General features: G+C 46.5%; 12 protein-coding genes. 9 read left to right on the forward strand and 3 right to left on the reverse strand.

The window, feature by feature from the left end:
• Nucleotides 1-24: 24 nt before the first annotated feature.
• Nucleotides 25-984, forward strand: a complete 960-nt coding sequence (pfkA, locus tag AAIG11_RS01700) for a 6-phosphofructokinase (RefSeq protein ID WP_283408220.1) — start codon at nucleotides 25-27, stop codon at nucleotides 982-984.
• A 32-nt stretch (nucleotides 985-1,016) separates the two neighbouring features.
• Nucleotides 1,017-2,774, forward strand: a complete 1,758-nt coding sequence (gene pyk / locus AAIG11_RS01705; protein ID WP_343184548.1) for a pyruvate kinase — start codon at nucleotides 1,017-1,019, stop codon at nucleotides 2,772-2,774.
• A gap of 235 nt (nucleotides 2,775-3,009) precedes the next feature.
• Here pyk and AAIG11_RS01710 read toward each other — a convergent pair whose 3' ends face one another.
• A complete protein-coding gene (locus AAIG11_RS01710; protein WP_343184549.1) occupies nucleotides 3,010-4,338 on the reverse strand; it encodes a GerMN domain-containing protein in 1,329 nt (442 codons plus the stop codon).
• Nucleotides 4,339-4,440: 102 nt separating this feature from the next.
• On the opposite strand from AAIG11_RS01710, the gene rlmD reads away from it, so the two are divergent.
• From rlmD to AAIG11_RS01745, 7 genes are all read left to right on the forward strand, one after another.
• On the forward strand, nucleotides 4,441-5,793 hold the full coding sequence (rlmD, locus tag AAIG11_RS01715) for a 23S rRNA (uracil(1939)-C(5))-methyltransferase RlmD (protein ID WP_343184550.1): 1,353 nt from the start codon (nucleotides 4,441-4,443) through the stop codon (nucleotides 5,791-5,793).
• 207 nt (nucleotides 5,794-6,000) lie between these two features.
• Nucleotides 6,001-6,453 carry a GNAT family N-acetyltransferase gene (locus AAIG11_RS01720; protein ID WP_343184551.1) on the forward strand — a complete coding sequence of 151 codons (453 nt, stop codon included), beginning with the start codon at nucleotides 6,001-6,003 and terminating at the stop codon, nucleotides 6,451-6,453.
• A gap of 173 nt (nucleotides 6,454-6,626) precedes the next feature.
• Complete coding sequence (locus tag AAIG11_RS01725) at nucleotides 6,627-7,262, forward strand: pentapeptide repeat-containing protein (RefSeq protein WP_343184552.1); 636 nt, start codon at nucleotides 6,627-6,629, stop codon at nucleotides 7,260-7,262.
• A 105-nt stretch (nucleotides 7,263-7,367) separates the two neighbouring features.
• Entirely contained in the window at nucleotides 7,368-8,315 is a 948-nt protein-coding gene (locus tag AAIG11_RS01730; RefSeq protein ID WP_343184553.1) for an AraC family transcriptional regulator, read from the forward strand.
• Between the two features lie 95 nt (nucleotides 8,316-8,410).
• Nucleotides 8,411-9,232 (forward strand): prenyltransferase/squalene oxidase repeat-containing protein, encoded by an 822-nt coding sequence (locus tag AAIG11_RS01735; RefSeq protein WP_283408227.1) that lies wholly within the window; start codon nucleotides 8,411-8,413, stop codon nucleotides 9,230-9,232.
• A 239-nt stretch (nucleotides 9,233-9,471) separates the two neighbouring features.
• Nucleotides 9,472-10,425: a type I phosphomannose isomerase catalytic subunit gene (locus AAIG11_RS01740; protein WP_343184554.1), complete on the forward strand. Its 954-nt coding sequence runs from the start codon at nucleotides 9,472-9,474 to the stop codon at nucleotides 10,423-10,425.
• A gap of 65 nt (nucleotides 10,426-10,490) precedes the next feature.
• Entirely contained in the window at nucleotides 10,491-11,498 is a 1,008-nt protein-coding gene (locus AAIG11_RS01745; protein ID WP_343184555.1) for a glycosyltransferase family 4 protein, read from the forward strand.
• A 25-nt stretch (nucleotides 11,499-11,523) separates the two neighbouring features.
• On the opposite strand, the gene AAIG11_RS01750 is transcribed toward AAIG11_RS01745, so the two are convergent.
• The gene (locus tag AAIG11_RS01750; protein ID WP_343184556.1) at nucleotides 11,524-12,600 is read right to left on the reverse strand and encodes a mannose-1-phosphate guanylyltransferase; all 1,077 of its coding nucleotides are present in this window, start codon (nucleotides 12,598-12,600) and stop codon (nucleotides 11,524-11,526) included.
• Between the two features lie 16 nt (nucleotides 12,601-12,616).
• Nucleotides 12,617-14,875 (reverse strand): glycosyltransferase, encoded by a 2,259-nt coding sequence (locus tag AAIG11_RS01755; RefSeq protein WP_343184557.1) that lies wholly within the window; start codon nucleotides 14,873-14,875, stop codon nucleotides 12,617-12,619.
• Nucleotides 14,876-15,143 lie beyond the last annotated feature (268 nt).

The raw sequence follows: 15,143 nt of genomic DNA on the forward strand, positions 1-15,143 counted from the left end.
TCGATAGAAATGGAGGAACCTTCCATGAAGACAATTGGAGTTTTAACCAGCGGCGGTGATGCACCGGGAATGAATGCTGCCATTCGGGCAGTGGTGCGCAGCGCCATCTACCATGAATGTAAAGTATACGGCATTCTTCGCGGGTATGAAGGACTTGTGAATGCAAAACTTAAAGAAATGAACCTCTCGTCGGTTGCCGATATCATTCATCGCGGCGGCACCATTTTGCAAACAGCCCGTTGTGAAGATTTTAAAACAGAAGCTGGCCGCAAAAAAGCCTTAAACGTACTGGAAGTATTCAATATTGACGGTGTGATTGTTATTGGCGGCGATGGCTCCATGACAGGAGCGGTGAAACTCAATGAAATGGGTATTCCCGCCATTGGCATTCCAGGAACTATTGACAATGACCTGGCATATACTGACTACACCATAGGTTTTGACACAGCCATTAACACAGTGGTGGAGGCCATCAGTAAAATCCGTGACACATCAAGTTCTCATGGTCGTGTGAACATTGTGGAAGTGATGGGAAGACACTGCGGTGACATTGCTCTTTATTGCGGTTTGGCTGGTGGTGCTGAAAGCATTGTCATTCCGGAAATTCCTCATAACATTGATGAAATCTGTCGCAAGATCATTCGCGGCAAAAATCGGGGCAAGCTGCACAGCCTGATCTTGCTGGCTGAAGGAGCGGGCAATGCAATGGAGCTGGCTAAGATAATTGAAGAAAAAACCAGCATGGAAACCCGGGCAACAATTCTTGGGCATATTCAAAGAGGTGGAAGCCCTACAGCGACTGACAGGATTCTGGCCAGCAAACTGGGAGCTCGTGCTGTTGAACTGCTACTTGGAGGAAAATCGAACCGGGCAGTGGGAATAAAGTGTAATGCCATTGTGGATGTGGATATGAAAGAAGCCCTGACCATTGAAAAAACACTGGATATGGACACCTATAACCTGGCTAGCATTTTGTCAATTTAGCCAAGTAACGGTGTCAAAAGAGGAGTGAAAAAATGAAAAGAACAAAAATCGTATGTACTCTGGGACCCGCCAGCGAATCAAAAGAAGTATTTAAAGAGCTGGTGACTCACGGTTTGAACGTGGCACGACTGAATTTTTCACATGGATCTCATGAAGAACATAAGAAGCGCATTGACGTCATTAAAGAAGTGCGCCGGGAAATGAAGATTCCGGTGGCTATTCTGTTGGATACCAAGGGCCCGGAGATCAGAACCGGCAAGTTTGAGTTGCCTGAAGTGATGCTGGAAGAAGGTCAAACCTTCACCATTACCACCCGCGATGTTCTGGGAACTCAAGAGATCTGCAATGTCAGCTACGAAGGACTGCCGGGAGATGTAAGTGCTGGATCTCAGATTCTCATCGATGACGGACTGGTAGGCCTGGAAGTGCTGGAAGTTAAAGATGAAACTGACATCGTCTGTCGAGTTCTCAATGGTGGAATCGTAAAAAATCATAAAGGGGTTAATGTACCCAACGTGAGCATTAACCTGCCGGCCATCACACCAAAAGACCGGGCTGATATTGAGTTTGGCATTGAGAACGGCATCGACTTTATTGCCGCCTCATTTGTGCGAAAATCTGCAGATGTACTGGCTATTCGTGAAATTCTTGAGCAAAACAATGCCGGCTACATTCAAATCATATCAAAAATCGAGAATCAGGAAGGCATGGATAACCTGGACGAAATCATCGAAGCCTCTGACGGGATCATGGTGGCCCGGGGGGATCTGGGGGTTGAAATTCCCACAGAAGAAGTTCCGCTGGCGCAAAAGAGTATGATTCGCAAGTGCAACAAGGTGGGAAAACCTGTTATCACCGCCACACAGATGCTGGATTCCATGATTCGCAACCCCCGCCCCACCCGGGCAGAAGTCACAGACGTTGCCAATGCCATTTTTGATGGTACTGATGCCATCATGCTTTCTGGCGAAACTGCAGCTGGTAAATATCCGGTGGATGCAGTTAAAACCATGTCTGTTATTGCTCGGCGCACAGAATCAGCCATTGACTACCGTGAACTGCTCCGCAGCAAAGATCTCAACAAGGAAACCAGTATCACTGATGCCATCAGCAACGCCACCTGCAATATTGCCATGGATCTGGGGGCTTCAGCCATCGTCACGGCCACTTCATCTGGCTATACCGCCCGCATGGTTTCCAAGTTCCGGCCAGCACAGATCATTGTGGCTGCCACCACTGATAAGCGGGTAACCCGACAGTTAAGCCTTTGCTGGGGTGTTTACTCAGTACTGACCAGTCATCTTGAATCCACTGATGATATCATTGAATCTTCCATTGCCAAAGCCCTTGAATGCGAACTGATTCAACGGGGTGATCTGGTGGTGATCACAGCAGGTGTTCCTGTAGGGGTTTCCGGCACAACGAATCTTATCAAAGCCCATATTGTCGGTGAAGTATTGGTGGCAGGGATGGGCATCGGTAAACGAGCAGCCACAGGAAGAGTGCGCTTCGTCACCAGTGATCCTGAAACATGGAAAGGTTTTGAAGACGGTGACATTTTGGTGGCCGTCATGACCGACGCAGACCTGGTACCTCTCATGAACAGGGCTGGTGCTATTGTAACTGAAGCAGGAGGTCTGACCAGCCATGCTGCTGTGGTGGGGCTGAATCTTGAGAAGCCAACTGTGGTGGGCGTCACTGATGCCCTGACAACACTTAAACCAGGCGATCTGGTAACTGTAGACTCTGGCAGTGGGCAAATTTACAGTGGTCGTACCCAGGTGCTATAACCAGGGTACTCGTGTGTAAAAATAGATTAACTTGGAGTTTACACAAGATTAACCAAAAAGAGAGACCTATCACCTATAATGAAAACAGGTAACATCCTCTCCCTTTTATGATATGCAGTAATACTTGGGGGCTGCCAACATGGCAGCCCCGCTTTTTTTGCCTGAAAAACAGCCATAGCGTTGAAAATATGCTATCATGAAACAGAAGCAGACATAGCCAAACGTTCCAAACCGATTACAACTCCGGGTTCATATAAGGTGGAGCATACCACGGTTCAGCAAGTGAAGGTTCTATGATCACGTTGGGAAGACGCCCCTCCACCTGAAATTGAACTGCATCAACCAGGTCGAGCGAAGTCATGCTTAAGATCAGGCTGTCCAACATCAGTCTTCCCCGAAGGGGATTTTCAGTAAAAACATCTTCAAAGGGCTGGTTGAAACTCAGTATCAAAACGCCCTCTTGCAAAGTGTAGTTCAGCAGATTAACTTCATGTGGAACAGTGGGCTGAAGCTCCATACCATATTCAGGGCGGCCATCCAGCATCAGCTGGCGTACCAGATCTGGCACAGCAATCAGCTGGTTATCAACTTCGCGTGGCAGCAACAGAGCTCGACCATTCGGTGTGCGGTAGGCGATCCAGACAAATGGACCCGCAGCAGGTTCAAAAGGTTGATCAGTCACCAGATCCCGGAAACCTTCAGGCACAATCCGGTTATCAAAGTAAAACTGAATGCGGAGCACCTCCGGGATGGTCCCCAGAGATTCAACCAGACTGAAAGCAGCCATTCGAGCTACATTGGGGTATTCATTATAAAAGCCCAACTGACTAGAAAGATAAAGGCTGGCAGTACCGCCCGAAAGTTGAATGCGGGGCACCGGTGGAATGGGAGAGCGGTTAAAAAGACCAAGAGCTGCAGCAGGGCCGGCTTCCAGTTGAGTCACCGTTTCCCGCAGTGTTGTATTCGTTTGAGGAACAAAACGGCTGATAGGAATCAGGTACCTGGACGATTCATCTGGAAAAAACAGACGCAAAGCACTTTCATTGGAAGCTCGTTCATACCTGGCCGGCTCATAGTGAACCAGTGAGATAAAGGTAAATGAAACCTCTTGGGCATCAGCCATCAATTGACCTTGACGGTTGCGGGGAGTTACTGACAGTTGATAACGGCCGTCAGGCAGATCAAGTGCTTCTTGAGCCAATATAACAGAGCTGTGGAACACCACCCGACCATCTTCAAGGGTCTCATAACTGGTGCTGGCCGCCAGCAAGTCTGTCACAGGATGATGCGAGGCTTCGTCACCAGAGAATAATTGCAACTCAAATGGTTGCTCTTCATGGGGGAGCTCCTCATCATCAAGACCAGAGACATTCATTTCAACTACGATTTCATATTGCTGGCTATTCATCGGGTTGAGTAAGACATCAAAATCAAGCGATTGCTGAACAACCGGGTCTGAAGAAATCTCCAAATTCAGGTCAATGGTGTCAGTATACAGAGGAATGCCGGCTCCAACAAAACTGAGAGCCAGTAAGAGTAGAATGATTTTTATGAGATAACGCATGGAAGCCACTCGCTTTCTGTCGTTATAATTAATATAGGTACCCACTACTACATGATAACACGAATAGACCGTAAAGGGTACCATGTAAAGGAGCGGATTACTTTGAAACTCAATGAAAAATTCACCGTGACCATCGAAGACCTGACCCATGAAGGAGAAGGAGTGGCAAAAGTTGACGGATTTCCCCTGTTTATTCCTAATGCGCTGCCGGGAGATGAAATGGTGGTCATGGTGACCAGGGTACGTAAAAACTTTGGACTGGCAAGCAAACAACAGTTAATAAACCCATCGCCCAACCGGGTAAATCCACTATGTGAATTATTTAATCAATGCGGCGGTTGCCAAACCATGTCCCTGAACTATCCCACACAATTGATATTCAAAGAGAAGCGAGTGAGTGATTCACTGAAAAGAATTGGCAAAATAGACACAGTGGTAAAGCCGGTACTGGGCATGAAAGAGCCTTGGCATTACCGCAACAAAGCCCAGTTTCCCATCGGTCTGTCCCACCATAAACTGTCCATCGGCTTTTACCGTCAGGGCAGTCACGATATTATCGATACCCGAAAGTGCCACATTCAGCATTCCATCATGGAAAACGTCGTCAAAATCCTGCGTGACTTTCTTGAAAAAGAGCACATCTCTATATATAACGAAACCACAAACACCGGACTTGTGCGCCACCTGGTGACAAAAGTGGGATTTGCCACTGGTGAGGTGATGGTGATTCTGGTGATCAACGGAAAACACCTGCCAAAATCTCATCTTTTAGTGGAAGCATTGCAACAGGTGAACGGCTTGGTGAGTGTGGTATTGAACGAAAATACGAAGCGAACCAATGTGATTATGGGGAAAGAAAATCAGGTGATCTTCGGCAAGGCTTATTTGACTGATCGGCTTCACCACCTTGATTTTCAGATATCACCCCATGCCTTCTTTCAGGTGAACCCTGCTCAAACAGAGGTACTTTACGATAAAGTGCTGGAAATGGCTTCTCTCACCGGAAGCGAAACCGTCATGGACCTGTACTGCGGTATCGGCACCATCAGCCTGTTTCTGGCACAAAAAGCCCGGAAAGTGATCGGCATTGAATCTGTCGAACCTGCTGTTGAAGACGCCCGGGCAAATGCTCACCTAAACCATATTTCCAACGTTGAGTTCATGGCTGGCCCTGCAGAAAATTGGATGCCTCAACTGGCCCAATCAGGAATTCAACCAGAAGTCATTGTGGTGGACCCACCCCGTAAAGGTTGTGATGAGGTGGTACTGCTTGCCATGATACAAATGAATCCAGATCGTATTGTTTACGTTTCCTGCAACCCGGCGACCTTGGCCAGAGACCTGCGCATTTTAGAAGATGGAGGGTACCAAACATTGGAAGTGCAGCCAGTTGATCTTTTTCCACATACTAGCCACGTTGAGACGGTAGTATTGATGTCAAGAGCGGAGAAATAGACTGAGATAAAGGCTTGAAAAATTGAAGATAATTAATATAAGTTTGTTGAACTGCCATCATAACAGTTGAATTTTGAGATGAACTCTTGTAAATCCTAAGTCCACTCGTTAGTATTAGAATAGGAGATGGTGTTGACAGTCGAACATATCAGTTTAATAAGAAGTGACCAGACTGCGGTGAAAGTTACTTGCAACATTGCAAAACAAATGGAAAAGGTGAATGATATGCATCGGGCAACGATAAGAGTGTTTCAGAAAAAAGACTTAAACACTGTCATGGAACTGTGGCTTGACACAAATACGGCGGCGCATGACTTTATCGGTGAAGACTACTGGAGAGCCAATTATGACACAGTGAAACAAATGATTCCTGATGCGGCGGTGTATGTTTATGAAGACCAATCAGTTAAGGGATTCGTCGGACTCATCGGCAATTATCTTGCCGGCATTTTCATTGAAAAAAGCGAACAATCAAAGGGGATTGGAAAGCTGCTATTGGATTACATTAAAATGAATAACGAAGACCTGCTGCTGCAGGTTTACAAGAAAAACAGCAGGGCTGTTCAGTTTTACCAACGAGAAGGGTTCGTGGTTGACAAAGAGCAGATTGATGAAAACACCAATGAAATTGAACTTGTGATGAAGTGGAGAAAAAAATGAAAAGTGACGATACTAACAGTTTGCGAGCCACCCTCAGAATTGACTGTGATAAATGCAGTGGATTATGCTGCATGGCTTTGTATTGCACGAAAACAGACGGGTTTCCAGAGAATAAAGAAGCAGGAGTGCCCTGCAAGCAACTGATGCCTGACTTTCGATGCCGCATACATTCGATGTTGGCAAAAAAGGGTATGAAAGGGTGTCTGGCCTACGATTGCTTTGGGGCAGGGCAAAAGGTGACACAAGGGATATATGCCAACGAAGACTGGAAAAAGAATCCTGAAAAGGCAACAGAAATATGTCGGGTCTTTATGATGGTCTTTCAACTTCACCAAATGATATGGTATTTGCTGGAGGCCCTGTCGTTGGTGACAGATGAGAGTGAGCGGCGAAAATTTCATGATTTGATGGCAGCCGGCAGGCAGTTGACAACCCTTCCGGTTGAAGAGATGCTAAAAGTTGATTTGACAGCATATCATGGAAAGGTCAACCAGGTGTTAAAACAAGTGAGCAGCAGAATCGCCTCTGTTTCATCGAAGAAAGCAAACAACAGTGACTATTTCGGGAAAAATTTCAAAAAATCAAATCTTAACGGTAGAGATTTCAGCATGGCCATAATGGTTGCGGCCAATTTAGAAGGATGCAGCCTCAAGGGCACCAATTTTTTGGGTGCTGACTTGCGCGATGCCAACATTAAAAACACCGATTTGAGCGAGGCTGTATTTCTAACCCAAATGCAGGTAAATGCCACTCTGGGCAATTCAAACACCAAGCTTCCCACCACTATTTCCCGGCCGGCTGTCTGGTGATGATCGAGTTTGATTCATTGTCATAAAGTTTTTCGCAAAAAGAGCATTGACAGTCAAGTGGAAAGCACACGATCATGCTATTCTTGTGGCAAGGAGGTGCTTAAAATGCACGCATGGGAACAAATCCAAAAGACGGTCGATTATATTGAAGATGAGTTGAGTGAAGAGATTCAGATCGAAACATTGGCACATATGGCAGGACTTTCGCGGTTTTATTTTCAAAGACTTTTCAAGAGGCTGGTTAAAAGACCAGTCAACGAATACATTAAACTTCGACGACTGGCCAGAGCATCGGCTGCACTAACGGATACAGACAGGCGAATCGTTGATGTGGCGATGGACTTCGGATTCTCTTCTCACGAAACTTTTACCCGCGCATTTAAGGAGGCTTACGGGATTACGCCGGAGGAATATCGGGCTGTGCCGGTTCGACTTAATCAGATTTACAAGCCAGAGTTGTTGTTGAATTATACAATGATTGATGAAGATGTGCCGCTTATCACCAACAGCATCGTTATCGAGATAACGCGTAAAAAAGTGGATACAGCCCAAATCTATGCCGGGCTTTCTGCTCAAGTTCCCATTTCACAGGCCCCGGTGGGTGAAGCTACCGGTATCGACATACCGGGACAGTTATGGGATGCATTCCATCGCCAAAAGGTTGATATGCCTCATATTGTGCAGGATAGTGCTGAAATAGGAGTGTCGATGATGGGCGAGACTGAAAACGGAACCTTTACTTATTTTGTGGGGGGAGCTTCGAAATCAAACACGGCAGATGACGGTCACATGACAACTTGGCAACTGGCTGCAGGTGAATATGTGGTTTGTTGTTTTGAAGCAGAAAATGTTGAGACGCTCACCACGCAAGCCCTGGGGAAAGCGATTAGCTATCTGTTTGGAACATGGCTGGCAAAACGGGGGCTGGTAACACATTCTTTTTCAATGGAAAAATATGGCAAACCCATGCCTGATGGAGCCTATATGGAACTTTGGGTGATGCCCGTGCATCTGAAGGATATGGAGAAGCCGCCATCTGAAGTTGCATCTTGAATAAACAGGAACAAGAGATGCTGATCAAGAGATGCTTTTGAAAGAAGGAGGTTTACCCAAGACGTAGCCAGGAGGTGACAGGGATAGGTAAAACTGTGAAGCACCAACAGGACATCGGAACGATTATCGCAAAGAGGTATGATAATGGGGCGGATTTCTGGACCACTCCCGATAAGCGGTTAGGTAAAGGTGGCCCTTACTCGACGCTTTCCAGCGTGTTATTGCTCCTGGAACTGGGGCTTGACCCCTCAGATCCGTTACTGGTGGGTGCAGCTGATCTGATAATCAGTTGTCTGCGAGAAGACGGACGATTTAAGCTTTCTCCCAATGGCGCTATTTATCCTTGCCACACCATCAACGCCGTCAATGTGCTTTGTCATTTGGGTTACGCAGCAGACCATCGCTTTCAAAAAACTTTTCGGCATCTATTGGAAACGCAGTACAGTGACGGTGGGTGGCGATGTAATAAGTTTAGTTTTGGAAGAGGCCCCGAAACTGATTATTCGAATCCAGGGCCGACATTAACTGCTTTAGACGCATTTCGCTTCACAAAGCATCTGAACCGGGAACCTGGTCTCAACAAAGCTGTTGATTTTCTCTTGGAGCATTGGGAGATTCGAAGACCCATTGGGCCCTGCCAGTATGGGATGGGGACGCTGTTTATGCAGGTGGAGTATCCTTTTGCGACTTACAACCTCTTTTATTATATATATGTCTTGTCCTTTTACCACCATGCCCGGAAAGACCGAAGGTTTCTTGAGGCGCTGAATGTGCTTGAATCTAAAATGCAGGATAATCAAATCGTTGTTCAGCGGGTCAACCGAAAAATCGCCAGCCTGTCATGTTGCCAGAAAGGAAAGGTCAGTGAACTTGGAACAATACGCTATCATGAGTTGAAAAGAAATCTGATTGATTAGTTATCAAACATTAATTTACAAGAGCCGTCATTGCAACCGACTGCAGGTACTGGAGAAAATCCAAAACGCTGACCGGTTGTGGTGGCGGCTCTTTTAGGCCGCCGGCTTCAATGACACCATACAGCATAGCGAGACTTCCTTAGTAAAGATATGATCTTTCATGCGAACTTGTCTGCAGTCTGAGAATTATAATGGATGCATCGTCAATAATGGGTATGTATAACCAGGGAGGTATGACAATGCAACCATTAACGTTTAACCATCTTTACTTTGAAAAAATATGGGGAGGACGGGAATTGGTGTCTTTTCGGGATGACCTGCCAACGGGAAGTATCGGCGAAAGCTGGGATATTGCTTCTCATCCAAATGGCACCAGCACGGTATTGGACGGGCCATTTGAAGGGAAAAGTCTGTCGCAGCTGTATGGTGAAAAGCGAACGGATATCTTTGGTGCATCCATGACAGATGACCGTTTCCCTCTGTTGCTTAAACTGATAAACACAACACAAGCACTTTCGGTGCAAGTGCACCCCAGGGATGACTATGCACTGGTCAATGAAAATGACCTGGGAAAGACAGAGGCCTGGTATGTAATGAAAGCATCACCGGAAGCATACCTGATCGTCGGAACAGGAGAGATCGATCAAAAGGGTTTCCGGCAGGCACTGGACGAAAACCGGGTTGAAGAAATGCTGCACCGGGTACCGGTGAAAGAAGGAGACGTGTTCTATATTCAGGCTGGTTTGCTCCATGCCATTGGCCCAGGTTTGATTATATACGAAATTCAGCAGAATAGTGATACCACTTATCGGTTTTACGATTATGGTCGCCCCAGGGAGCTGCATGTGGAAAAAGCTATGGAAGTGATTGATTTTCAGTTGGAGGGAAATCGGGTGGAAGGTGTCAGCCGAAACGTTCCCGGAGGAATAAAAACCCAACTTATCCAATGCCCGTATTTTTTGCTGGAAAAATACCAGGTTGTAACTCAGATAAAGGAAAAAAGTGACCCCAACAGGTTTTTTCTGTTCACAGTGGTGAGGGGAACGGGTACCCTAAGTTGGGAAAAAGGCAGGAAAACCTTGAAAAAAGGAGACAGCTTACTGATTCCGGCCGCTCTGGGATCCTATTCGCTGGAAGGTGGATTTGAGCTGCTGAAAAGCTATGTGCCTGATCCCATGGCAGCAGAGTCATAAAGTGACAAGGTAACAAGCGTATGCGTTAACCATATGGAAAAATTAAAAAAGAAAGAGGTTATTAGATGAAAGTAGCTATTTTGTCACCCATCGCCTGGCGAACACCGCCAAGACATTATGGACCCTGGGAACGGGTCGTTTCACTGCTGACAGAAGGTTTGGTCAGAAAAAAGATCGATGTCACACTATTTGCAACGGGAGATTCCGTGACATCGGCTGAACTGCGCAGTGTTTGTCCGAAACCCTATGAAGAGGATAAAAACCTGGACCCCAAGGTTTGGGAGTGTCTGCATATCTCGGAAATTATGGAGCAGGCCCATGATTTTGATCTCATCCACAACCACTTTGATTTCTTGCCCCTGTCATATAGTGGGCTGATTAAGACCCCCATGGTGACTACGATTCATGGGTTTTCATCACCTAAAATATTACCGGTGTTCCAGAAATACAACCAGCGAACAGACTATGTTTCCATTAGCGATGCAGACCGCAACCCTGCACTTGATTATATCCGAACGGTCTATCACGGAATTGATCTGGAACATTTCACACTGAAAGAAAATCCTGGCGAATACCTGCTTTATTTTGGGAGAATTCATCCAGATAAAGGGACTTGGGAAGCCATTCAGGTAGCCCAAAAAACAGGGATGAAACTAGTGATTGCCGGCATTATCCAGGATCATGAATATTATTCAAAATACGTTGAACCCTATTTAAATCAACAAATAACCTATATCGGGTCTGTCGGACCGGAAAAACGGGACAATGTGCTGGGCCATGCATATGCGCTGTTGCATCCCATACACTTCAACGAACCATTTGGCCTAAGTGTAGTGGAAGCCATGGCCTGCGGAACCCCTGTCATTGCCTTTGGAAAGGGGTCTATGAACGAAATTATTGAACAGGGGATCAATGGCTTTATCGCCAGCGATGTGACTGAAATGATTCAGCAATTGAAAAATATCTCATCAATACAACGAAACCAATGCCGTGCTTCGGTGACGAAACGGTTTTCACAGGAAATCATGGTGCAGGGCTATTTACAAGTCTATGAAGAAATGTTGAACCGATGACTGGGTGCAAAGGGAGTGCCGTGGATCACAAGTACGTTTCCTGGTATTTTTCTTTTGCCAGGCTTACCAGATCCTTCACCTCTTGGGTCCGGTTTTTATCACATACCAATATCACATCTCCGGCCTGAACGATGACCAGGTCGTGGACGCCCAATGCGGCAATCAATCCTGCCTGCCCCTGAATGAGGCAATTTGTGTTATCGATACCCACGTAATCACCATGGATCACCAAACCCATTTCATCAGCTTTGGAATGTTCCGCCAAAGACTCCCAACTACCTAAGTCATCCCAGCCAAAATCTCCCTGAACCATGAGGATGCGGTCACTTTTTTCCAGAATACCGTAGTCAATGGAAATGCGTGGAAGATTGGGGAACACAGACTCCATGATAGTGGCTTCCTGGGAGGTGTCAATGTGTGATTCAATTTGTAACAGACCTTGGTAAAGTTCTGGGAGATGTAATTCCATTTTATCGAGAATTAGGTCTGCTTTCCAGATAAAAATCCCGCTATTCCAATAATAATGCCCGGATTGCACATATTCCCGGGCTTTTTCTGTGTCTGGTTTTTCAACAAATCTGCGCACCGGATACACGAGAGGGGTTGTCTGATCAATAGACGTCTCTTCCCGTTCCATATACCCATAACCCGTTTCCGGCCGGCTGGGTATGATCCCAATGGTGACGAGATAATCGGAATCCGTCGCCTGTTCAAACCCTTTCTTGAGGCAAAGTTGAAAATCTGTCTGTCCCTGAATCAAATGATCTGCAGGAAAAATCAGCATGACCGAACCAGGATCCCTTTTTCGGATATGAACTGCAGCCAGACCAATGCAAGGAGCCGTATTTCTACCCACCGGTTCTACCAGAAAGTTTTCAGCCGGAAGTGATGGCAGCTGTTCTTTAGCTAATGCCAGATGTTCCTGTCCGAGAACCACCAAAATCTGTTCAGGGGGCATAAAATCCTGGATCCTGTCGAAAGATTGCTGGATCAGGGAACGAGCCCCAACCAGAGTTAAAAATTGTTTTGGTCGTTGAACACGGCTCTCGGGCCAAAATCGTTCACCATGACCACCGGCCATAATCACTGCATAGCGTTTCATCCTTCAGCTTCCTCTCTTAATCCAATTTCTTCAAAACTTCCATTCGTCCGGTACCATTAAAGCGCCCCACCAGTTCCCAACGATAAAGAGAAACCAGGGCGATGATAAAGGAGAGGGTCGATTCGGCCCCCAGATTGGAGCTGGGTCCATCGGGTCCCAAGCCATCTGCGCAGGCCCCCGTCAGTGAGTTGTAGAGAGAAACTCCCTGACGGTTTCGTCCTAAATACCACTGGAAGGCTGCATAGGCCATTTCCAGGTATTTTTCATCTCCGGTCAAAGTCATGGCCAGTATGCAGGTTTCAGTCAATGCACCTGCATCCACCGGTTGCTGGCAGTAAAGGGACTTTTTGCCTCCTTTGAAATACCATCCGTCATTGCCGATAAGGTCAAAACAACCATCCTGGTACTGGACATCAATGAGAAAATCAAGTGATTCAAGTCCTGCCTGTAGATAAGCTGGATTTCTCAGGTGCTGGTACCCCAGTAACAGTGCTTGCGCCAGGCGGGCATTATCGTAGCTGAGAAAATTTTCAAACCAGTTCCATGTGCCATCAGCTGTTTGATGATAGCGTTCAAGGAGAGAGTCAGCAATATGCTTCAGGCCCTTGCGTGCCGGCTCATAATCATCATGAAGAATCAGATAAGCGGAAAGTCCATTGGCGGCATAGGCCTGGGCGCGGGTATAAGTCAGTTGCTCCACCATGGGAATACTTTCTTCAACAATGCTCCTGGCTAAAAATCCGGGAGAACGGTTCTGTACAACCCGGGTGGCAGCCCCAAGCCCCCAAAGGCAACGTCCGAAAGTATCCTGGCTGATTTCCTGCGATGGAAAGTCCTTCTGGTAGTTCATGTAATTGAAAAACCAGCCGTCTTCTCTCCGGGCATGAATCACAAAAGCCATATATTTATCCACCATTTGCAATGCTGAGGCATCTTGAAACAGGTTAAAATACTGGGTAAAGGCAACCATGGCCCTGCCTGCATCATCTGAGGAATAGAAATGGGTGAAATCATGGATACCGTAAAGGGTGTGCTGGATCATCCCGGCATCGTCTGTCAGGTTTTTCAGGTAATCCATGTTAATATCCGGCAGGGTGAACACACGCCCCTGTTTGACATGTCCGCTGATAGATTTTTCAACCACCTCTTCCAAGAGGCGTACATACTGGTGAGATACCTTGTCCCATCCCGCCTGCTGCCCGGCGATAAAGGCCTGGCCGGCCAATGCCAACCGTTCGTCGGGATGTTCAATCAACTCACAGATGGCTTCTGCCATGCCAGCAGGATCTTTGAAATTCACCAGACGGCCTTTTCCGTCGGCCAAGGCATCCCGTGCGTGGAGATAAGGAGTAGCAATGACTGCTTTCCCTTTTCCAATGGCTTGACTTAGTACACCGCTGGTAATCTGTGTCTCTGAATGATAGGGAAGAATCACCAGATCTGCTGCTCCCAGATATAAGTTCATGGTGTCATCGTCAACAAATTCGTTGACAAACTGGACGTTTTGAGTCAGTCCAAGTTCTGTCACCATTTTTTCAAGATTTTCCCGATATTCTTCTCCATCATGTTTTTTCACCACCGGATGAGTAATGCCCAAAACAATGTAGAGAACTTCAGGATGTGCTGCTGCGACGGATGGCAAGGCTTCCAGCACTACTTCAATGCCCTTGTTGCGACTGATAAAACCAAAAGTGAGTACCACAAACCGGTTTCGCAGATTCAACTTGTGCTGAAAAAAGAGAGGATCAATATAGAACATGTCTGTCACACCATGGGGGATCAGGCGTACTTTCCCGACGGGTACGTCGTATACATCTGTCAAGATGTTGATGGCCAGCTGATTCATCACAACCACTGCCTTGGAAAACGCAATGACTTCCACCAGTGATTTATACTGGTCTGGTGTTGGTTTTTCCAGAATGGTATGCAAAGTGGTTACCACCGGCTTTTTAAGGCGGCTCAAAAATTCGACAATATAACTGCCTTCGTCCCCGCCATACAAACCGTATTCGTGTTGCAGCGCAACCACGTCTACCGACGACTCGTTGATGCTGGTGGCGGCCTCCAGATAGTCTTCCAATCGATCCTGTTCAATCTGAAAAACAACTTTTGGAGAATACTCGTAGGTTTCGTTATCGTTGACTGCAATAAAACTGGTTGCCTCCCGTCCCAACAGATGACTGACTCCCCGGCTGACATCAGCTGAAAAAGTGGCTATTCCACATTTGCGTGGCAGAGCACTGCTGACAATAGCTACATGAGGCCTTTTCTTCATTTTTCTGCTTTCAATATTGGTAAACAAATCATTTCACCCTTTCAATAATACGAAATATTCGGAAAAATGTTCGGGTATTAAACTGCCGTTCGTTTGTACATGTCTATAGCATTGAATACCCGTACCGGCCTTAGGCTAATCCTTGATTGTTGTGTCTCTGAGAGATACTTTCGATTACACCTGTGGAAAAAGGGTACGTAATGGTTGAAATGTACAAAGTTGGCGATCTTGATGATGACGTTACTGGGATACAGGATAATGCATAAAT

This window comes from Anoxynatronum sibiricum (assembly GCF_039414295.1).
GTDB classification, from domain to species: domain Bacteria; phylum Bacillota; class Clostridia; order Peptostreptococcales; family Tindalliaceae; genus Anoxynatronum; species Anoxynatronum sibiricum.